This window comes from Rhodopirellula sp. MGV, assembly GCF_002251265.1.
GTDB lineage: Bacteria > Planctomycetota > Planctomycetia > Pirellulales > Pirellulaceae > Stieleria > Stieleria baltica_A.
Map to the genome: position 1 here is coordinate 203,769 of NZ_NPDI01000038.1, position 21,308 is coordinate 225,076.

Here is a 21,308-nt window from a genome sequence, read left to right on the forward strand (position 1 = left end):
GCTGCATATTGGTGGGAACCGGGAACCGACGCTAGCGCGTATCGGCTAATTTAGGCATGATCCCATCGGCCGGTTAGCGCTCGCCACGGTTCTACTTCGCTCGGCAGCAAGCGGCTCTTAAACGGCCAAAGCCTGACCTCCAGCTCATTAATTAATGCGCCTCGCTGGGGGCCGATTCGATGGTGATGGCGAACACCAATGGGATCGAAAAGTCGTCGCCTTTGACCAGCTCGATACTCTCCAGCTCGCGACTGCTGTCCGTTTCCAACTTCACGTAGCGAACTTGCTTGCCATTCGCTTCGATCGCTTTCGTTGATCCCGGGACATCATTGTCCGCTTCGTAGCCGACGATTTGTTTGCCGTTGATCAAATCGGTATCGATCGACTTGCCGTCGGCATAGTGACAACGCACTGTCATGCTGACGGTCGGGTTCTTGGATCGCGGGTACGCTCCCCACGCGACGCCGCCGAGCAAGTGAATCGCCGACACCTTGCCCGAACACGGGATCTGGACCGATTGCGGCAGGCTCGTTTGTCCTTGGCGGAATGGCCGCTGCAGCCCGATGATGTTGGCAACACGCCCTTGTTGTGGGTCGATCAATTCGAATGGAACACCTTCGGCCTCGATTTGCCCGTACTGGTTCAGTTCGAACTTGTCGCCCGGACGGCCACGGAACCCCGGCAATCCGGTGTTGCCGTTGACGCTTGCCGCCGTCGCAATCGTCAGCGGCGTGTATCGCCCACGCTTGGCAAGAAACGACAGCAGGTCCGCCATCTCTTGCTTCGTCAACAAACTTTCGAAACCTTCCGGCATCAACGATTTCGGCGAAGACGTCATGCGCTCGATGTCTTCCCGAAGCACTTGCTGCTCCTTGCCTTGCGAATCGATCAACCGCAGCGAGTTGGCGGATTCGCCCGCCAGCATGCCGGCGACCACATCTCCGTCGACGGTCAGGATCTGATAAGTCCGAAAGTTATTCTCGACGCTGCGCGACGGGTCCAACACGTTCATCAAGATTTCGGCTTTGGGATGCACGGCCATTCCAGTCAAGTTCGGACCGACCGCTTTACCGAGTTCGCCGTGGAGATGGCAGGCCGAGCAATGCTTTTTGAACATCGCCACCCCATTGACCACGTCGCCGGGCATTTCAGTCACCGGCATCCATTGGTCGACCAAGGCTTGACGATTGGACGACACCATCGTTCCCGTCGACTTCATTAACTCGGCAGCACGTGAGGCGATGTCGCGACTCGGATGATTCAAAATCGCTTGCCGCTGATCGAGCTGCAAGTCGGTGAAGCGAACCTGTCCTTCCGAGATCGCATCAAGCAAGTCTGCGGTGCTGCCGTTGCGCGACAACATAAACGTCAAAATTTGGCTGCTGAGCTGTGGTCCGACGGAACCTCGCAGATCCAGCAACTGCTGCGAAAGCCCGTCGACGCGAGCCGCTTGGAGTGACTTTAGTGCGGCGATACCGGCGGCAGGAGTTAGCTGTGGAGTGAGCAGTTGCTCGGTCGCTTCCAAAATCTTGGGGCTGGCCGGTGCCAAACGAATCGCTTGGTCCCATGCGGTCAACCGCGTTTCCGTCTCGGCGTTCTGATCGAGTGCGCTGGTCAGCAATTCGTCTTGGATTTCGCTGACGATGCTGTCCAAATTGTCGACTGACCATTTGTCAGCGACCGCCAGGATTGCGGCCTTGTTTTCGACGGAAACGTCTTTCGCCAGGAATCGATCGCGAACCGCTGCCTGAGCATCCGCGGGCAGCTTGACCACCAAGTCACGCGGCCACCCTTTCGCCAATCCGCTCCACACGGTCACAGCCAAGGCGGAGTTCGGATCGATGGAAAGCAGCTGTGTTACCTGATCGGCCGTCGGCCGGTTACGCGCCAAATGCTCCGACAAAACCGAGATGCGTTCGTCGAGCTCGCGCTGGGAGACCTGCTTGAGGTCGGTCTGGCTGAGTGCGACAATGGTCGCGACCGGATCGGTTGCCGAGGCGGCGGTCCAAGCGTCCAAGAGAACGTTATCGCCAGTGATTCCGGTCAATAAAGCTGCTAGTGTCTCGCCCTTCAAGACGCTATCGGATCGGCCGTCTGCGACACGAAGCAGCGTTGCCAGCTGGACTTTCGGATCGACGTCTTGAGCCAAGCCGGCTTTGATCGCATCGGCGATTTGGCCGTCGGCACAGAAGGCGACCGCGGCGCCTCGCACTGGGCTGGAAACATGATTGAATCCAGCCGAGCAAGCTTCAGCCAGTTTTTCTGCGACGGCACCATTCTCCGCTTCGGCCAACCCGGCGAGCGTCCAGATGGCGTGCATCGACGCGGGGGCCAAGCCGATTGCGTCGACGTCTTGTTGTTTCGCAAGTTGGACGAGTGCATCGAGAGTTGCCGCGTCGTCGGCATTGCGTTCGATCAACAGACGCTGCGCCGTACGCCGCCAGAAAAAGTTGTCATCGGCAAGCGTCGCGACCAATTCGGCATCAGAGGCGTCCGCGAGCTGTTGAGTCGTTGATGAAAGTTTCGTTGCTGATGGATCGCTGGGGAGCAAGCGATAAACGCGTGCGAAACGCTTGTCACGAAGGTCGCTTTCATACGCGGCACCTTTCCCTGTCTTGAAGCCGTTTGGCGTGGGGTTGTGCTGGACAATGTAGTTGTACCAATCGAGTATCCAGACGTTTCCATCGGGGCCGACTTCCGACATGATCGGTGCGGTCCAGTCATCGATGCTGGCGGCGGTGTTGAACGCGTTGTGGCTGGTGTAGTTGGCGCCGTCTTTCTTCAGGACAAAGGAACCGACCAGGTGGCCGGTCGGACCGCAAACCATTTGGATTCGGTTCCACCAATTCTGTGGATAGTTGCGTGCGGTGTAGATGGCCGAACCACAGCCGGCGGTAAAGCTGCCGTGCCAATCGACTTGTCGAATGTGGTCGTCGACCGGATGGAAACGTGTCGAGTCGGAGATCTTCTCAAGCGTTTTGGGGGACCAACCTGCGACGCCATCGAAGTATCGGTTGGGAATCGGCATGTGCACGCTCGGGCAACCGTTTGCCGTCGATCCAAACACATAGCCCTCTTCGCTGAACCCCAAGCCCCAGGTGTTGTTGTTGGTCGCGCGGATGAATTCGAGAGCTTGCACGCGGATCGTGTGATCGTTGAATTGATCCGTGCTGTCGCTGGCGACTTCGCCGGTGGTCTGTTCAATCGCATGTGCGGGAGCGGTCGAGTCGGCAGCACCCGCGTCGACTTTGAAACGCCAGAAGCCCTGGCGGAATCGCATTTGAGCTTCGCCGTTGATGACTGGCTGCGAGTTGTTGTAACCCTGCATGCCCCAAATCCAATTGTCGGGGGCGTACTGAAAATTACTGACGCCGCCGTGCGTGTCGCCCATCGCCCAACCGGTGATCAGGGTTTGACGAAAATCGGCTTTGTCATCGCCATCGATGTCTTTGAGATAGATCGTCGTTTGCCCATCTTGGACGATCACGCCACCGCGATAACAGACAAGTGTTGACGGGATGCTGAGATGCTCGGCGAAGACCGTGAAGCGATCAGCCAGACCGTCGCCATCGGTATCTTCGCAAATCTTGATGCGGTCGCGACCGACGGCATCTTCACGCTGCAGTTCGTTGGGATAGTCAACGGTTTCGCAAATCCAAAGCCGTCCGTTTTCGTCCCAGTTCATCGCGATCGGTTTGCCTTTCAGCCCGGCGGCTGGCGTTTCGGTTTGCGAACCGGATGGCCAGTTGTCGTTGCTTTCCTTGGCCCACAGAACAGGCCGGATTTCTTGAGGCGTCGTGTAGGCCTTGATCGATTGCTCAGCTGGCAACGGGTCTTGCATCAGCGTCAGCGGCGCCCCTTGTGTTCCCCAGCTTTCACCTGGCGTGTAGTTCGGAATTTTTGCTCCGACATCGGTTGCCGCGAAGCCTTCGTCATCGATTGACGGAGGCGTCATCCTCGGAGCTTCGAAGGGACGATTGGCGGCCGTGACCGCAGCGTTGTTTCCCTGGTTGTCAGCGGCAACAAGCAGGCTGGGCGAGACCAACAGTAGCTGCACAAGAGACGCGACTGACGCACCAGTGAATGTCAGTGGTCGAAATCGGGCAATCATCATTTCATCCAGTGCAGAAGGGAAGTCGGATCGGACGAGAGCTGTGAAAAGCCGGAGCTGACGTCAGTGTAATGCTCGGGCGATTCCGACGCTCATGAGGAATTGCGCAAACGAGCAGAGAAATTTAACGTTGCTCGCACACATCAGTTCTGTCGGGCATTCGATACCTTGTAACCAACACGATTCCAGACAGGCGGTTCCGATGTTTCTTTCGCGAATGCCGGTCCGGCCAGAGCGGTTGTGACAAAAGAGAATGAGTCGGCTTGGAATGGTAGCTGCGCCCCCGTTGTTGCCTGATAGCTCAATGTTGGATCGCATTGAGTGCCTGCACGTTCGTTCCCCGTCGCGAAATGTTGAAGATCGGACAGGAAATGGTTGTGAGACTCGCGGGGCGGAAGAATTGCCTCAGTAGGGACTTCGAGACTTCGCTTTGAGCGAGTACACTTTTTCATGGCAGAGTAATTTTACGTGTCCCGGGAGTTGAGGAGGCGTAGTCGCTATGCTGCCATCGCAAAGTCTTTTCGCTAATCACACACGCACCGCTTTTGCGACAGAACCGAGTTCCTATGGATATCGAGAAAGAGCTACCGATGGCACTGCGTGCGGCGTACCTATCGCTACACCGCAACAGCGACGCGTGCTTTACCGAGTTCGACGTCACGGCCGACCAATTTGTCTTGATGTGCGCCCTTCAAGATGAGAAAGCGCTAACGCAGCGTGAGCTCGCCGTCCGCATCACTTCGGATCCAAGTACCGTCCGAGCGATGTTAGTGCTATTGGAAGATCGGGGGCTGGTTCGGCGTCAGCCTCACCCGACGGATTCACGAGCGAAGACGGTCGCGTTGACTGCGACGGGAAAGCGTCGCTTAAAAAAGCTTATCAAAGTCGGTCAGCCGATTCGTGACTGTATGTTCGGGGTGCTTTCACAAGCGGAATCAAAAAAGCTGGTCTCGCTGCTTGGCAAGGTCGCCGATTCACTAAAGGACTATCCGTCTCCGACGGCCAGCTGAAAGCTGCTACTTATTGAACACTGCGATGCCGAATCCGAGCATCCAGTCATCTGCGTCGCGGCCTTCGGTGGCGATCATGTAACGTCCATAACTTGTCAGGCGAATCCGCGGCGTCCACCAAAAGTGTGTCCCAAATTCAGGATAAATCGCCGCGAATGCTCCTGAGAATCGCTTGTCCTTTTCGCGGTTTTCATCAATGAATCCGTCGTCATCGTTGTCGATACCGTCATCGGAGGCATCAATGGTTTCACGTGCGGCCCCGGCGAAGACACCCGCCCCGACGAACGGAGCCAAACGGCTGGGCGTTTGTAAACGCAGTCCGGCGTCCGCCCCGGTGAACCAGTCCTCGTCGTTGCCCATCCCCATGAACGAAACCCGCCCGGTCAAATAACTGGTCAGGTAAGACTCCACACCAACATCGATCGACGCCAAGCTGTTTTCTGACTCGGGTCGGTAGGTGTATCCTCCAGACGCGAACATTCCGTTGGAGCCCTTGATGAAGCGGGCATCCATCGCTTGCTTGGCTTTTCCGGCGAGATCTGATTTGGGAGCACCATCGGAATACTTCGTCGCGTAGTCCGGATCTTCCATCGCCCAACGTGAATTCAAAATGCCTGTCGGCAGTGTGCAGCCGGTGAACAGTCCAGCGACCGCAACCCAACTGGCAATCACAAGACGGCGTGCTGAACCATTGGAAACTGGATCGCTCGAGCAAGAATCGATCGATATGGGGTCGATCGATACGGGGCGATTTAAACTGGCGGACATCAGAAGGCTATCTCTCGCGTCATTACATGGCAGCACGTTCCATCGTGTGACCTAGCAAGATTGACAGGAGAAATGCAAGTCGGGTTTCACGCAGGTTGGCGAGATGTACGTTCACCCGACAGAGCGGCTGCCCCAGGGGGCGACTAGCTCAGCAGCGATGCGGCGTCCAGCGCATCGCCAACGATTCCCGGAGCATCGACGTCGCTGGCCAGTTTCAGTCCGCGTCCGGCTGCGACGACTTCGGAGACCATCGTGTTGGCTGGAAACGTTTTATGAGGGATCCGTGCATGGATCGCACCGATGCGAAAAATCAGCGCCCAGGTGTCTTTTCGAAAGAAGCTGACCACGCGGGCGATCGCACCGCCGTTGGGGACAAATCCTTTGAAAAACTCTTCCAAGTAAATCTTCGCCGCGTTGGTGGTGTTCAGCTTTCCGACAGTGACGTGAAAGGTGTCGAAGTGTTCGTCTGTTTTCACTTTCAAGTTGCCGTGCTTTGCCAGCCAAGCCTTGATTTCCTTTTGTGAGCCCTGGATGATGAATTTTCCGTTGGAAGGGGTTAGCCCGATTGCACGCAGGAAAGGGACCGACTGAATTTCATAGCCACCGCCAATGCCGGTGCCTTTATCTTTCATGTATCCCGCAATCAATGACATCGAATGATCCCCTCTAAGTAACAGGTGTTCCCGCCGCCTGGAAAAACCGTCTGGAAAAAACTGGAGCGTGCTTGTGCAACCTAGGTCACAAAACGGCAGGGTGGTTTCTGGTACCACGCTTTGTTCGTTATCGGCACAGTTGTCAATTATCTTGGCCGCCGCGATCGGCGTCGGTGGATTGAATGACTGCCTTGGACAATCACCAGCGACCATGCACAGCAATCATCTCATTAATGAGACAAGCCCGTATCTATTGCAGCACGCCCATAATCCAGTCAATTGGTATCCCTGGGGTGATGAGGCATTCGCAAAGGCGAAGGCCGAGGACAAACCGATCTTTTTGTCGATCGGATACTCGACCTGCTATTGGTGCCATGTCATGGAGGTCGAATCGTTCGAAGATCCAGAGGTTGCCAAGGTGATCAACGAACACTTCGTCGCCATCAAGGTCGATCGCGAAGAACGCCCCGACATCGATGATCAGTACATGCTGGTTACGCAGCTGCTGACCAATCGTGGTGGCTGGCCCAATTCGGTTTGGCTGACCCCCGACGGAAAGCCTTGGATGGCTGGCACGTACTTTCCCAAGCAGCGATTCGTGTTGGTGCTCGAACAACTGCACCAGTTTTGGGTCAATCGCCGCGATGACGTGAATCGCCAAGCCGAATCGATTGTCAGCGCAACCCGTCGTGCCGGCAATCCTGAGATCAAACAGGTCGTCGACCTGACACCTCAGTTGATCGACCAGGCAACCGAAACGTTCCTCAAACAATTCGATCCGCAGCATGGCGGTTTCGGCGGTGCCCCAAAATTCCCGCCACACGGGACACTCGCATTCCTGATGCATCGGCATCGCCAATCCAAGGACGAGCGATTGCTTGAACCGATCACCAAGACGCTCGACGCGATGTGGCTGGGCGGATTCCATGATCATCTTGGCGGCGGATTCCATCGCTATTCGACCGATGCCGAGTGGTTGTTGCCGCACTTCGAAAAGATGCTGTACGACAACGCACAATTGATGGGTCTTTACGCCGAAGCCTTTGACATCACCAAGGAAGCCCGATATCGCGAAGCCGTCGCGGATATCTATCAATGGCTCAGTCGTGAAATGACGTCGAAGGAATTCGGGTTTTACTCGGCTTTGGATTCGGGGGAAGTCGGCAAAGAAGGCGAGGCTTATGTTTGGTCGACCGACCAGTTGCAGAAAACATTGACCGCACCTGACGCTTCGCTATTCGCAGGCGTTTATCAATTCACTGAAGCAGGCAATTTCCGGGATGAAGCAAGCGGGGAACGAGTCGGGAAGAACATCCCGCATCTATTGGAACCGATCACCGTCGATTCGAAGCGGCTTGCGAACATTCGGCAACAACTGCTGGACGAACGTTTGACTTGGCCGCAGCCACACCGGGACGACAAAGTGTTGACCAGCTGGAACGGCTTGATGATCGAATCACTTGCCAAGTCAGCTCGGTTGTTGGATGAACCGAAGTACCTCGATTTGGCACGATCGGCTGCCGAGTTTCTGTTGCGGACGATGGAAAACGGCGACGGACTGTACCGCTCGTACCGCGATGGCACGGCGAAGCAACCAGCGTACTTCGATGATTATGTCTACCTGGCCAACGGCTTGTACGAAGTCTATTTGGCGAGTGGCGAGCAGCGTTATTTAAACGAATCGCTGCGTTTGGTCGGGCAAATGCAAGAACGTTTCGAAGACAAAGAGCACGGTGGCTTCTTCCAAACGGGGCCCGAGCATGAGGCGTTGTTGGTTCGTTCGAAGTTCTTAGGAGCTGGTGGCAATTTGCCAAGCACCAACGGAGTTGCCGCGTGCTTGCTGTTGAATCTGGCGAAGGAGACCGGACGAGACGAATTACGTGACTCCGCGATCGCAACTCTGGAAGCATTTGCCGTCGCGATGGATCGGGAAGCACACACCAACGAGCACTTGCTGATCGCGACAGACCGATGGCTGCAAACACAAGACAAGTCTGCCGCGGATCAATCGGATGGCGTGGTGACCGTTCGTGAGAAACCCGTGACGGCAACGGCCAGCATTTCCAAAGCAAGCGTGCTTGCAGGTGATGAATGCGAGTTGAGGATCGAGCTTACGATCGATCAAGGGTTTCATTTGTATGCGAAGGATCAAGAGTCACAAACTGAAGATGTCGAGTTTGTCAAAGCCGTCGCGTTTCAAGTGCAGTCCGACAAGAGCGTGAGCGTTGGGACCTGGGCGATGCCCGAGCCAACACGAATCACCGACGCGGTTCTTGGAAAAGAGTTAGCGATCTATAAGGATCGAGTTCGATTGAGTGTGCCTCTTTCGATTGCAACGCAGGCAATCGCCGCAACGGTCATGTTGCAGGTCACGATCGAGTTCCAAGCGTGCGACGACAAAGCCTGTCTCCAGCCGCAACAGATAAAGCTTTCGGTCCCGTTGGAAATCAAATCACCGTAGCGTGGAACGTCGTCGCCCCAAGGCCGCGTTCGAACGGCATGATGTCGTCGTAACCAACGACCGTCATGGATCAGCATAATGTCTTCGCCCCCAACGGCCGCATTGGATCGGCATGATGTGTTCGCCCCGGAGGGGCCGTCTTGGGTAGCTTGGGGCGTGAGCCCCAAGATCCGTGGAGCCCATCCACACGCACGCCCCGGAGGGGCCGACGGAATCGAACACACAACCCACGCCGGCCCCTCCGGGGCGAATGATGGATTGGAATGTTCTCGGGGCTTCCGCCCCGAGCTACCAACGCGGACTCCTCCGGAGTCGAAAACCGGTGCGACCATGATTTGTCTGCGGACGTATTCATCTCGCGCAAACCGATGGATCTCATCACCATCCTACGTCCGCGTTCGATCGGCATGATGCCTCCGCCGAAAACTCATTGATTGATGCGATTTAAAAAGGCTTGCACCTTGAGCTGCGTCATCGTGGGTGCTGACACGATTAACCAATCATTCTGATCGGTAGAAATCCGCCGCATCATCGCTTGACCACCCAGTATTTCCCAACGATCGGGATCGAACGTTTGCGTGATCGTGTCGACCAAGGAATCCAGGCCTTTGAGCGGCGAGATCTCATACATCCGCACGATGTTCAGCTCCTCGGCAGCTTCGATTGTCGTGATCACAACACGTGAATGATACAAAACGATTTCCAAGTCACTGCCGTCAAGTCGCTGTACCAGATCACCTAGCAAACTCAGGCCATGATCATTCGACGTGGGTTCCGATGCTGCGGCCCACCACTGGTTCGAAGCTGGCTGATCGACAGATTGCTCATTCGACACAGGCTCCTTGGAAGTGTTGTCGAGCAACAGGTTCTTCGACAAATCCATGTCAATTCTCATCCCGTACTCGTCAAGACTGCGACGATCAATCACCACAGGGCAATGCTCACTCAACGCCTGTGCAAGTGAATTCAACGTCGTGATCGCGTTTGCCTTCAGCGGCGATGGCTTGCTTAGAGTCTCCAATAGCTGCCGCTCTTGTTCAACGCTCATCAGCGGATCACAGGGAAACGACAGAATCGGCTTGCCACGCTCGGATTGCTTGGAATGATCCACCGCTTGGAAGGAACCAGATTTCAAAAGCTGACTGATCGATCTGTCTTGTGAATTTACTGTTGCCGTGAAACTCAACGAAACCAACGCGGCCAAAACACTTGCCACGATTGACCGAGACCAGAACGTCATGTGCATGGTGTAGTTCCTGTGATCGGATCATGCAGAAAACTCATCTATACAATCCACTGTTCAATACATGCATCTCCAACGATGCAATTGGCATGCCGACTGCATTCTTAAGGTGCTACACACCGGACTTGGCCTTTTCGATCACTAAGTGCAGCAAAACGCGTCATCACCTCTGTTGTGTTTTGCTACATCACATCAAACAAAACGAGAAACGTTCGATGCGAAACAAAATTCGTTGGACTCGATGCGTCTATTGGCTTTGCATGATGGTGTGCTGGATGGAGCCCAAGGCGACCGAAGGAGCGAACGACTTTGTTGACGTGCAAAGTCGAGTTGCCTCGGTCGCCGTTTTCCAGCGTGAAGCAAATGTGGTCCGAGAAGCCGACCTACGTGCATCGGAAAAGCACCAACGAATCCGGCTAACTGGACTTCCGGAAACGCTGCGTGACCAATCCGTTCGTTGCGAATCGGATCCTAATTTGATCGTGCGATCGTTGTCTTTGATTCCACATCAAGACACAGAAGTGAAGGGCGTGTTCCAGGAGCAAGCAGAAGTCCTACGAAGTCTTCAAGAAGCGGTTGCGTCGGCGAAACAAGACGTCCTTGTTATCGAACAAGATTTGAAAACGATCGAGACACTGGTTCAGTTTTCGGCCGCAAAAACCAATGCGGATCTGAATTCGGCGAAGCTGGACACAAAAGGCGTGACGGAGATTGCTGACTTCGTCATGCAACGTCGACGTGCGTTGGCCAAGGAGCTGCACGAAGCCACGGCCAGAGCTACCACGCAACAGGAAAAGCTTGAAACCAAGATCGCCGAATTCGCTGAACTGGCTGGTCCGCAGTCTCGCAATACCTATGACGTCATTTTGGATGTGCTTGCACCACAAGGCGGAAAACTGCGTCTGAATTACTGGGTCGATGAGGTCAGCTGGCAGCCGAACTACACGATTCATGCCACATCCAATCCGCAAGGCGAGGACCAGTTCTTGATCGAAATGGAAGGCAAGGTGCTGCAAAACAGCGGCGAGGACTGGACTGGGGTGGAGTTGGTTCTTTGCACGGGTACGCCAAACCTGAATGCCGACGGTCCGGTACTGGCACCACTGCGTGTTTCGGCGAGTGGCAGTAGTGACCAGAACAACGATCCATTCGGCAGGCCTGCCGTCACACAGCCGCTTTCGGCTTGGGACAACTTCGATGATTGGAACGATGACTTGCAGATCAACAGCGAAGCGGCACGCAAACAGCTTGCCGAATTCAATCAGCCTCAAACGAAGCAGCGCGAGCTAGCCGGTGACGCCATGCAAACGATCTCGGACGAAACGTACGAAATCGGTGGTTCGATCGACATTGCGAGCCAGGCCGGAATGCAGTCCATCACGATTCTGCGGTCCACCGTTCAAAGCAAGATGTATCGCGTCGTAATCCCGCTGTTGAGCACGTTCGCCTATCGTGAAGCCGAACTTGAAAATCAAACGGGACGCAACCTAGTGGGTGGCGCAGCGTCCGTGTTCTTGGACGGGCAGTTTGTTGGTCGGACTGATTTGCTGTCGACCGCGGCCGGTGGCGAGATACTGATTGGTTTGGGAGCCGATCGGCAGGTGCGGACTCGGCGCGAGCTGCTCGATCGCAACGTCTCCATCAAAGGTGGCAATCGTTTGGCGGCGCTGAACTATCGATTGGTCGTGTCCAACTTTCATGATCAACCGATCGCGATTCGGTTGATGGATCGTTTGCCGATCAGCAACAGTGCCGGCGTGATCAATGTGAACGTCGATCCGGACACGCTCGGCAAACTGTCGACGGACGGCAAGTACTTGCGTTTGATGCGGCCGACCGGAATCTTGCGTTGGGACCTCGAGATTCCGCCGCGACGTTTCGGCAGCGATGCGTACGACCATGACTATCAATACAGCATCGAGATGGACCGGACACGGACCATCGTCAGCACCAACCTGCAACAGGAGCTGAAACAAGACCTAGACTTTCAGCGAGCCAGTGGTGGTGGAATGGGCGGCGGCATGGGGGGAATGGGCGGTTCATTCAGTCCTGGAAAGTGATTTCAGCGAGCTGAACCGACGCATTGTCTCGTTCCGCAGCAGGGGCCCATGTGGAGAGCTTTGGGGTGATTCGGGAAAGCGGACGAGTTTTTTCCCGTCGCCGCTAATGTGGCTTACGATCGCCTTAAGTTCATCCAGGGCGTCGTTGTGGACTTAGAAGGTGGTTCAAAACCACTTTCCTACGCCGTGTTTACCAACCCCCTATTGTCGCACGAAATCCGCCTGTTTCGTTGCGGTTGACCAGTTCTGGTGGGCTACTAGGATTCGCGACTAAATCCTCTTCCAATCACCAGTAATCCCGCCCCACCGATGCTGAACTTCTTCCGCCGTCATTCTGCCAATACCAAAGACGACCTGCTCTCGGGACTGACGGTTGCACTGGCATTGGTCCCCGAAGCCGTCGCTTTCGCGTTTGTTGCTGGCGTTTCGCCGCTGATCGGGCTGTATAGCGCGGTGTTCCTTGGGCTGATCACCGCAATCTTGGGCGGTCGTCCGGGCATGATTTCCGGTGCGACGGGTGCGATGGCAGTTGTCGTCGTCGGCTTGGTCACGATGCACGGAATCGAATACATGTTCCCGGCCGTGATCCTATGCGGGATCATCCAAATCGTCATCGGGTTCGCACGACTTGGCAAACTCATTCGTATGGTGCCGCACTCGGTGATGCTGGGCTTTGTGAACGGTTTGGCGATCGTGATTGGTATGGCACAACTCGGCAGTTTTAAAGTGTTCGATCTCGACACTGCCGAAATGGTTTACCTGAGCGGTGTGCGTCTGTGGCTGATGCTTGGCTTGGTCGGTTTAACGATGTTGATCATTGTCGGGTTGCCGAAGTTCACCAAGGCGATCCCGGCTTCTCTGGCTGCGATCCTGGTCGTGACATTGATCTCGGTCGGAATCAATCGCAGTGGACAAATCGCTGGGGATGGGATTTCATCGAACGCAATCGCAACGGTGGGCGACATGTTGGCAACACATGCGACAGCAGCCACCGCAGAGGAACAGCTCGCCAGCGGCCAAGAAATCGTTCCTGTCGAAGCATCGATTGGCGGCGGATTACCGATGCCGTTTTTCATGGAATACATGGTTCCCGAGTTCAGCTTGGAAACTCTCAAAATCATCTTTCCATTTGCGTTAACACTAGCGGGCGTCGGCCTGATCGAATCGTTGATGACGTTGACGTTGATCGACGAAATCACCGAGACCCGTGGGCGTGGAAACCGTGAGTGCGTCGGGCAAGGCGTCGCGAACTTACTCTGTGGTTTCTTTGGCGGCATGGGCGGTTGTGCGATGATCGGACAATCGTTGATCAACGTGAACAGTGGCGGGCGAGGCCGATTGAGCGGGATTACTGCGGCCTGCTGTTTGATGTTGTTCATCCTGTTCGTCGCGCCTTGGATCGAAATGATTCCAATGGCCGCACTGGTCGGGGTCATGTTCATGGTCGTGATCGGAACCTTCGAATGGGCCTCGCTGAAAATGATTAACCGCATCCCACCATCCGATTACTTTGTGATGGTGCTGGTTGCCGGCTACACCGTCGTGATGCATGACTTGGCAACGGCCGTGATCCTGGGCGTGGTCGTGTCGGCCTGTGTGTTCGCTTGGCAGCACGCGACTCACTTGGGTGCTGACACTCGCGTCGATGAAGAAGGCACCAAGGTTTACCAACTGCACGGCCCGTTGTACTTCGCATCGGCATCATCGTTCAAAGAACTGTTCGACGTGCAGAACGATCCAGAAGACGTCGTCATCGATTTTTACTACACCCGCGTTTACGACCAGTCGGGTATGGAAGCGATCAAGACACTGACCGAAAAATACGAAGCCGCCAACAAGAAGCTGCACCTGACACACCTCAGCCAAGAGTGCCGGACGCTGCTTGATCGTGCGGGTGAATTTGTCGAAGTCAACCTTTCGGAAGATCCGCAGTATCACGTCGCGACCGATCGGCTGGGTTAAACAGCGACACCGTTTAGAACAGCGAAGCCAAATAAAAAGAGGCAACGAATCCCGCGACAGGATTCGTTGCCTCTTTCGCATTTGAACGAACGTTTTGGCGATGAACTAGACGCCAACCACTTCGCGCCAGGTCTTTGCCATTAGCTGGTGGCCTTCCTGCGTTGGGTGAACACCATCACCGGCGAGTGCTTTCGGTTCCGTTCCCTTCGCGACGGCTTCGTCGAACATCGTTTGGAAAGGAACCCAGATCGCGCCCGCTTCATCGGCAACCTGCTTGGCATACTCGCGACGAGTGGTGAATTCTGGGAACCACTTCGCTTCGTTCTCTTTGACCGTTCCGGCCATCAGGACGAAGGGCTCACAGATCACGAAAGTTGTTTCGGGCAATGCTTCGCGGGTGCGTTTCAGCAGTGCCGCGAAACCGTCCTTGTAGACTTCGGCGGTCCCGTCATAGTGACCGTTCAGCTTGTGCCAGATGTCGTTGACGCCGATCAGGATGCTCAGGATCTGTGGCTTCAGGTCCAAGCAATCCTGTTGCCAGCGACGATCCAGGTCTGGAACTTTGTTACCGGAGATCCCACGGTTATGGATTTGCAAATCCAACTCGGGGTAATCGTGATGCAACGACTCCGAAATGAACTTGGGGTAGCCATGTCCGAGGCCTTCGTTGGCAACTGGTTCGTTCTTGTTGCGTCCGGCGTCAGTGATCGAATCCCCTTGGAACAGGATCACTTCGCCTTTGGAAAGCTTCATTTTTTCGGCAGCAGAAACGGATCGCTGTGACAGGCAGGAGGCAGCGCCAACGGCTGCGGTGGTGGCAAGGAATGTTCGGCGTTTCATATCGTTTCGTGGATGAGGATAGAGGTGAGTGGGGTCGATCAGGATAATCCGGCGACTTCGAATCCGTCGCGATAGTTCCGTCGCAACAGTTGATTCGCCGCTTCATTGTTGGTGATTTTTAGCCCCTTGGCATCCCACTGTAGCGGTTGGCCGGGGAATCGGTTCGCAACCACTCCCAACAGCAAGGCTTCGGTCAACGGCCCGCCGAAGGAGAACGGCGCACTGGCTTCGCCGTTGCCCATGCACGCGTTGACCCACTGGTGGTAGTGATCTTCGCCGGCGACATCGGGACGCTTGTAATCTTTGAACTTGGCGATTGGGAACAGCGTCGCCTCGCTGATGTGTGGCAGCAACAGGTGACCTTCTTCACCGACGAACAGCGATCCTTGGCCAGGCAACTTCGTGCCTTCGGGCAAGCCAACTGCGGCGGCCTCGGGCGGTGCAAACGATCCGTCGTACCACTTCCACTTCATCGTCTTGGTGGTGTACTTCGTTTGCGGGAACTCGTACTCGACCAAGTTGCGTTCAGGGTGTCCGACGCCGGTGGGCTGACGACATTCTGTCTTGGCCCAATTCGGTGCGGTCAGCTCAAGAGCTCCGTATGGCGTATCAAAAATGTGCACGCCCATGTCGCCGAGGGTGCCGGTTCCAAAGTCCAACAGCTTTCGCCAGTTCGCCGGATGATAGACACCGGGAACGAAGTCACGCTTGGCGGCGGTGCCCAGCCAGAGGTTGAAATCCAAATCTTTCGGGACCGGTCCGGCCGCGGGCAGCGTCGGCTGGTCATAGCCCCAGTTTTTATTCGACCAAGCATGGACCTCTTTGACTTTGCCGATCACGCCTTCTTGGATCATCGCGACCGCTTGCCGATAGGCATAGTGCGAGTGAATCTGGATGCCCATTTGGGTGACCAGGTTTTTCTGTTCGGCCACTTCACGCATGCGACGTGCTTCGAACACTTCGTGGGTCAACGGCTTCTGGCAATAGACAGGCTTGCCAGCGTTCATTGCCGTCATCGCGGCGGGGGCGTGGGTGTGGTCGGGGGTGGAAACCACGACGCCATCGATCGCATCACCAAGCGAGTCGATCATTTCGCGAAAATCAGAAAACGTCTTCGCACCGGGGTGTTTGGCGGATGCCTCTGCCAACCGGGTGGAATCGACGTCACAAAGGGCGGCGACTTCGACCGACGGATGCGAGGAGATCGAACCCAAGTCCGCAGCGCCCATTCCGCCGACACCAATGTGTGCGGTACGGAACTTACCCACCGGTGTTGCGGCAAAAACGTTTGCCTTGGTTAGACACGCGAGGCCGAGAGCAGCTGAACCCGACTTTAAAACCTGACGACGACGAAGCAATTGGCTCATGATTCGATCCTATGAAAGGTGATGGCGATCACCAGAAAGCATAGTCGAATTGCACGGGAGATTGTTCGGCACCGTGACGATGGACCGATTTGAGCCCCAAAGACGTCGCGAGGCGACTAGACCTGCAGCATCGCTTGGTATGCGTCGCGGAGATAATCCAGCGGATACAAACAGAACGAATGCTCGCGGCTGCAATACAGAGCCGCATCTTTGGCCCGCTGTTGAAGACGGCTGCGGTCAGAAATCAGACGTTCGCGAACGCTACCGAGTGACTTCGCCATCGCATCGTTGACCGAAGTGATTTCGTCATGCCAACGTTTGCGTTGGCCATGAGGTGGAATACTGGCAAGCAGTTGCCGCTTGGTTTCCAGCAGCCTTTGCAACTCGTCGTCTGACAATGTGGTTTCGTCACGGAAACGTTCGCCGTGGAATTCGACATCGCGAAGCGATCGATCCAAGTCGATACGTTGGCGATCAATTTGAGCCGTGGAAAAGTCGTCGTGTCCCGGCAATAAAACCGTTGCCGACATGACCATCATCTGCGGCGTGGGCGTGTTCCAAAATCGCTGGCTGATCAAATCGCCAAGCTGGTCATACTTTCCGCCACCAATGCCATGCAGAAACAAGTCGCTCAGAATCAATCTTGCGTACATCGTTGTGACCAACGCACGGCTACGCACTTTAAATTCAGGACTATTGAGTGCATGCAACGCTTCGTAAGCACCGTCGCCCTGCGCGTTTTCGATACGCCGCAAACGGCTTTGCCGGTCGCTGATTTCCAGCACATTGCCCCCATCGGTCGCTCGAACCCAGACGGCATGACGCTTCGGGGATTGGTTGCCATAAACCCAAAACGGGGCTTCGTACCAATCATCCTCACGGGCGAGATTAGGGACCGGGTGGGCGTTACTGCGGATGCCATGCGCGTCGCGATAGAAATCGGCGGCACCGTTGTAACACTCGTGAAACCTTGGCAAGTCACGCAACAAGTGCATTGCGAATTGGGAAAACGCTTCGCTGCGGCACACGACGCTTTGCGGAATCTCTAGGGTGTTTAGCCCAAGGTCCGCTTCAAGGTGGTGGCGTGCTTGGGCGAGTGCACATCCGGCGAACCCACAGCGGTTGATCGCTTCGCGTGCATGGTTCCAAAGTTGCGTTACCAATGGATTACCGACAATCGATCGGACTTCACGAGCAACATTGGAATCGAAGTGATCGAACAGCTCTCGGTCGGTGATCTGTGATTGTTCGTACGGTACGCCGCCGCCACTGTCGTCGTACGCAACGCTGGTCGCGACGACTTGTTGGTTTTGGCTGTCGAACTGTGGAACCCGGATCGCACTCGATTGGGCGACGTCACTGTCGACGACCAAGTTCACGGCGGTTGTACCGGATTGCTTGGCGACCGAATCGAGTGCAAAGTTTTTGAACCAAACACCGGGGTGGAACAACGTCGGCTGGTGACCTGCCATCACGATCGAATCGCCGCTCGCCTGAGGCGCATCCACATCGCGATAGGCACTGGTGTAGCGTCGTGCGTCACGAAGCAAGCTTTCTCGCGCCGGCGTGCGCAGCTCTGCGAGCGGTGACGGTACCGCGTTGCCCGTTACCCGATTCTGGTCGAGCAATTCGGTTGCCTGCGACAACGCGGGCGAGATCAAGAACTCGCCATGCTGTCGCGGTGCGCGGTACTGCGTGAAAGCATGCTGGCCACTCCCATCGGATTGTTGGGAATGCGTTCCGGCTTGAGGTCCAACCATCAACGCTTATCTCGTTTGGTGGGAACAGACCGGATCGCCGCTGACGGCGTGCGTGACATGACGCCCTTCGGCACACAGACGATTGATCTCGTCTTCGATGACACGGTTGTAATGATTCAGTCGCGTCTCGGCATGATCCAGTGCTCCGCCAAACGACCGTGCCAAGTCCAGATAAATCAGCGGCACCGCCATTTCGACAACGCGAAGCCCAGCAGCGGCGGCTTGCACCCACAATTGTAGTGGCATCGCGTAGCCGGTGTCCGTGATCTCGAACGCTCGCAACGCTTCGGCACGATACGCTTTAAAACCACAGAACGAATCGGTCAGCTGCAGCCCCAAACGCCGGTTCAGATCAGCGGTGATCCGTCGGTTGATAAACATTCGCTCTTCGGGCGGTGCGTCATCGCCATCGAAGTGATGCAGGTAACGACTGCCGGAAACGATATCGGCCGAACGAGCCATATCAATGAACGCGGGGATCCGTTTCGGTTGGTGCTGCCCGTCGCAATCGAGCGTCACGACACCATCAAAGTGATTTGCCAGCGTGTACTCGAAGGCGGTTTTTAAGGCCGCGCCATAGCCCTGATTGACTTCGTGGCGGATCACGGTGACGTCGCTGCGATTGGCAAGCTTTTCGGCCGTTCCGTCGGTCGAACCGTCGTCAACAACCAAGACATGCGAAGCGAATTGAACGACCCGGTCCAGGATGTCGTCCACGTATTCAACTTCGTTGTAGACCGGCAGGGCGGCGAGCCAAGTCTCGTTGTTGTCTGATCGATTCATTTGGTTTCTTATCTTGCAGTTGCTTCGAATCGTGATCGTCCGCCGACAGTTCGGCGTCGTTTTGGACTGCGTTGTTAAATGCAGCAGGCGGGACGTAGGCGGCGATGGACGGGACTACTTGTCGAAGTCACGTGACCTTACACCACCAGGCAGGAAAAACTGGCCGGTCCGCCTAGCGAGGTGAGTTGCCGGCGGCCGCGTATTTTCGCACCAAACGCTTCGCCGCAAACCCCGTGCCGAGTCTTTTCGATGCCGAAAAGGCAGACTATTTGCCTTTCAACACTCTACCGGCCGATCAAGACAGGGCTTGCACTCAAGATTGCTTGCATGTCAGTGCTCCAGCTCGAACTCCGCGGCGCCGGCTTGGGCTGCCGCACAGTTTATCGCAGCTCGGTGGAGCCTGGGGAACGGATCAGCGATGGGATGTCGGGCAACCCGACCGGGCGTCTCAACCGCCGCATCACCTCCGGATGGCCTGATTGAGATCCCTCGTCATTCAGTTTAGGTCGCCGAAAATCACCCCACCGATATTTCGCAAGCAGGTATCATGGCGATGCCCCGCCTGCTCCTCAGCCGGCTCAGCTCCTCCCCAGCCAGCCCCGCCACCATGATTCATTCACTGCGTTTTCTCGGCGCGGTCTTCGTATCGGCTTGTTTTGCGTTTTCCTTGACGCAGTTGTCCGCGAATGCGAAAGACGTCTCCCGGCCCAACATCATCGTCATCATGGTCGACGACATGGGCTTCGCGGATATCGGCCCTTATGGCAGTGAAATCCCGACACCGAATCTGGATCAGCTCGCAGAAGACGGATTGCGGTTCAGCCAGTTTTACAACACCGGCCGATGCTGCCCCACGCGAGCATCATTGCTGACCGGTTTGTACTCGCACCAAGCGGGCATCGGTTGGATGACGACCGATCAAGGCGAACCGGGCTACCAAGGTCGCTTGAACGATTCCTGCGTGACACTCGCCGAAGTCTTGTCCGACGCAGGCTACTTCACCGCGATGACTGGCAAATGGCACGTCGGATTTAACCATGGCGTCACACCTTGGGACCGCGGCTTCGATCGCAGCTTGAACTTACCCGCCGGTGGAGTCCACTTTTCCAACCAAACCGGTTCGAAAGGTCAATCCAAGCTGTACCTCAATGGCGAAGAGGTCAGCAAAGACGATCCACAATTCAATCCGCCTTGGTATGGAAGCGATCTGTGGACCGAACAGGGAATCAAATTTGTCGACGAGGCGATCGCCGCCGGCAAGCCATTCTTTTGGTACCTCGCCCACGCCGCACCACACTTTCCCTGCATGGCCCCCGAAGCAACGATTGCCAAGTATCGCGGCAAGTACATGGACGGGTGGGACAAGCTTCGCGAAGCACGCTACCAACGCCAAGTCGACTCAGGGCTGATCGACGCCGATTGGAAACTCGAGCCGCGTCCCGAAGCCATCCCCGCTTGGGATTCGTTGTCCGACGATGAGAAGCGTCGTTACGATGACATCATGGCAATCTACGCCGCCATGATCGAGGAGATCGACAAGAACGTCGGCAAAATCGTCGCCTCGCTCAAGCAACGTGGCCAGCTCGACAACACGCTGATCCTGTTTCTGTCGGACAACGGTGGCAATGCCGAATCAGGGATCCAAGGAAAATACGAAGGCGACTCGCCTGGTGACCCGCACTCCAACGTTTTCATCGGCCGGTGCTGGGCTCACCTCAACAACACGCCGTTTCGAAAGTACAAGCACTACAACCACGAAGGCGGGATCGCGACGCCTTTGATCGCGCACTGGCCCAACGGCATCGCTGCCGACAAAACGGGATCCGGTTGGGAAACAACGCCGACGCACTTGATCGACATCATGGCAACGTGTGTGGACCTGGGCAAAGCGAGTTATCCCACGTCGCGTGGCGGTCACGCAATTTTGCCCATGGAAGGCCAAAGCTTGCGTCCACTGTTGACCGGCGAAGGCGACTTCAAACCGCGAACGTTGTACTGGGAACACGAGGGCAATGCCGCCATTCGTGTTGGCGACCAAAAGCTGGTCCGGACCGGAATGCGTGGCCCGTGGGAGTTGTACGACTTGACGCAAGACCGAACCGAACAAAGCGATCTTGCCGCGTCACAATCCGACACCGTTCGTGACATGACCAACCAGTGGCGGGACTGGGCCAAGCGCGTTGGCGCGATTCCCAAACCGAATGCGTCCAAGGCCACCCCCAAAGCGAAAAAGAAAAAGCCTAAGAAACAAGCGTCACGTTAACCCATGACGTCTGTCTTTCACGACACT

Annotated in this window: 13 protein-coding genes; 5 read left to right on the forward strand and 8 right to left on the reverse strand. The window is 56.0% G+C overall.

Translation table 11 applies throughout. The features are described from left to right. Positions 1-151: 151 nt before the first annotated feature. Entirely contained in the window at positions 152-4,114 is a 3,963-nt protein-coding gene (locus CGZ80_RS13510) for a PVC-type heme-binding CxxCH protein (RefSeq protein WP_233148409.1), read from the reverse strand. Between the two features lie 563 nt (positions 4,115-4,677). Here CGZ80_RS13510 and CGZ80_RS13515 point away from each other — a divergent pair. After that, positions 4,678-5,121: a MarR family winged helix-turn-helix transcriptional regulator gene (locus CGZ80_RS13515; protein WP_094415184.1), complete on the forward strand. Its 444-nt coding sequence runs from the start codon at positions 4,678-4,680 to the stop codon at positions 5,119-5,121. A gap of 6 nt (positions 5,122-5,127) precedes the next feature. On the opposite strand, the gene CGZ80_RS13520 is transcribed toward CGZ80_RS13515, so the two are convergent. Together CGZ80_RS13520 and CGZ80_RS13525 are read right to left on the reverse strand one after the other, a co-directional pair. After that, positions 5,128-5,889, reverse strand: a complete 762-nt coding sequence (locus CGZ80_RS13520; protein ID WP_233148410.1) for a hypothetical protein — start codon at positions 5,887-5,889, stop codon at positions 5,128-5,130. A 143-nt stretch (positions 5,890-6,032) separates the two neighbouring features. Next, a complete protein-coding gene (locus CGZ80_RS13525) occupies positions 6,033-6,542 on the reverse strand; it encodes a hypothetical protein (RefSeq protein ID WP_094415186.1) in 510 nt (169 codons plus the stop codon). Between the two features lie 100 nt (positions 6,543-6,642). On the opposite strand from CGZ80_RS13525, the gene CGZ80_RS13530 reads away from it, so the two are divergent. Then, positions 6,643-9,003 carry a DUF255 domain-containing protein gene (locus tag CGZ80_RS13530; RefSeq protein ID WP_143543913.1) on the forward strand — a complete coding sequence of 787 codons (2,361 nt, stop codon included), beginning with the start codon at positions 6,643-6,645 and terminating at the stop codon, positions 9,001-9,003. Positions 9,004-9,430: 427 nt separating this feature from the next. Here CGZ80_RS13530 and CGZ80_RS13535 read toward each other — a convergent pair whose 3' ends face one another. Further along, on the reverse strand, positions 9,431-10,114 hold the full coding sequence (locus CGZ80_RS13535) for a hypothetical protein (protein WP_143543914.1): 684 nt from the start codon (positions 10,112-10,114) through the stop codon (positions 9,431-9,433). A 347-nt stretch (positions 10,115-10,461) separates the two neighbouring features. Between CGZ80_RS13535 and CGZ80_RS13540 the strand changes: the two genes are divergently transcribed. Then, positions 10,462-12,306 (forward strand): mucoidy inhibitor MuiA family protein, encoded by a 1,845-nt coding sequence (locus CGZ80_RS13540; protein ID WP_158222688.1) that lies wholly within the window; start codon positions 10,462-10,464, stop codon positions 12,304-12,306. Between the two features lie 309 nt (positions 12,307-12,615). Continuing rightward, entirely contained in the window at positions 12,616-14,268 is a 1,653-nt protein-coding gene (locus CGZ80_RS13545; RefSeq protein ID WP_094415193.1) for a SulP family inorganic anion transporter, read from the forward strand. Between the two features lie 105 nt (positions 14,269-14,373). Here the strand turns inward: CGZ80_RS13545 and CGZ80_RS13550 are convergent, their stop codons facing one another. The 4 genes from CGZ80_RS13550 to CGZ80_RS13565 all read right to left on the reverse strand — a co-directional run bounded on the left by CGZ80_RS13550 (position 14,374) and on the right by CGZ80_RS13565 (position 19,018). Beyond that, positions 14,374-15,108 carry an SGNH/GDSL hydrolase family protein gene (locus CGZ80_RS13550; RefSeq protein WP_094415195.1) on the reverse strand — a complete coding sequence of 245 codons (735 nt, stop codon included), beginning with the start codon at positions 15,106-15,108 and terminating at the stop codon, positions 14,374-14,376. A gap of 38 nt (positions 15,109-15,146) precedes the next feature. Beyond that, complete coding sequence (locus CGZ80_RS13555; RefSeq protein WP_094415197.1) at positions 15,147-16,475, reverse strand: Gfo/Idh/MocA family protein; 1,329 nt, start codon at positions 16,473-16,475, stop codon at positions 15,147-15,149. Positions 16,476-16,591: 116 nt separating this feature from the next. After that, entirely contained in the window at positions 16,592-18,235 is a 1,644-nt protein-coding gene (locus tag CGZ80_RS13560) for a hypothetical protein (RefSeq protein ID WP_094415199.1), read from the reverse strand. 6 nt (positions 18,236-18,241) lie between these two features. Beyond that, positions 18,242-19,018, reverse strand: coding sequence for a glycosyltransferase family 2 protein (locus CGZ80_RS13565; protein WP_094415201.1), 777 nt, complete (start codon positions 19,016-19,018; stop codon positions 18,242-18,244). Positions 19,019-19,571: 553 nt separating this feature from the next. Here CGZ80_RS13565 and CGZ80_RS13570 point away from each other — a divergent pair. After that, complete coding sequence (locus CGZ80_RS13570) at positions 19,572-21,281, forward strand: arylsulfatase (RefSeq protein ID WP_233148411.1); 1,710 nt, start codon at positions 19,572-19,574, stop codon at positions 21,279-21,281. Positions 21,282-21,308 lie beyond the last annotated feature (27 nt).

Bases quoted from the DNA above. Each gene is read 5' to 3' on its own strand.
- CGZ80_RS13565 (WP_094415201.1), bottom strand. From the start codon at position 19,018: ATGAATCGATCAGACAACAACGAGACTTGGCTCGCCGCCCTGCCGGTC.
- CGZ80_RS13515 (WP_094415184.1), top strand. From the start codon at position 4,678: ATGGATATCGAGAAAGAGCTACCGATGGCACTGCGTGCGGCGTACCTA.
- CGZ80_RS13520 (WP_233148410.1), bottom strand. From the start codon at position 5,889: ATGTCCGCCAGTTTAAATCGCCCCGTATCGATCGACCCCATATCGATC.
- CGZ80_RS13540 (WP_158222688.1), top strand. From the start codon at position 10,462: ATGCGAAACAAAATTCGTTGGACTCGATGCGTCTATTGGCTTTGCATG.
- CGZ80_RS13510 (WP_233148409.1), bottom strand. From the start codon at position 4,114: ATGATGATTGCCCGATTTCGACCACTGACATTCACTGGTGCGTCAGTC.
- CGZ80_RS13555 (WP_094415197.1), bottom strand. From the start codon at position 16,475: ATGAGCCAATTGCTTCGTCGTCGTCAGGTTTTAAAGTCGGGTTCAGCT.
- CGZ80_RS13550 (WP_094415195.1), bottom strand. From the start codon at position 15,108: ATGAAACGCCGAACATTCCTTGCCACCACCGCAGCCGTTGGCGCTGCC.
- CGZ80_RS13525 (WP_094415186.1), bottom strand. From the start codon at position 6,542: ATGTCATTGATTGCGGGATACATGAAAGATAAAGGCACCGGCATTGGC.
- CGZ80_RS13560 (WP_094415199.1), bottom strand. From the start codon at position 18,235: ATGGTTGGACCTCAAGCCGGAACGCATTCCCAACAATCCGATGGGAGT.
- CGZ80_RS13570 (WP_233148411.1), top strand. From the start codon at position 19,572: ATGCCCCGCCTGCTCCTCAGCCGGCTCAGCTCCTCCCCAGCCAGCCCC.
- CGZ80_RS13545 (WP_094415193.1), top strand. From the start codon at position 12,616: ATGCTGAACTTCTTCCGCCGTCATTCTGCCAATACCAAAGACGACCTG.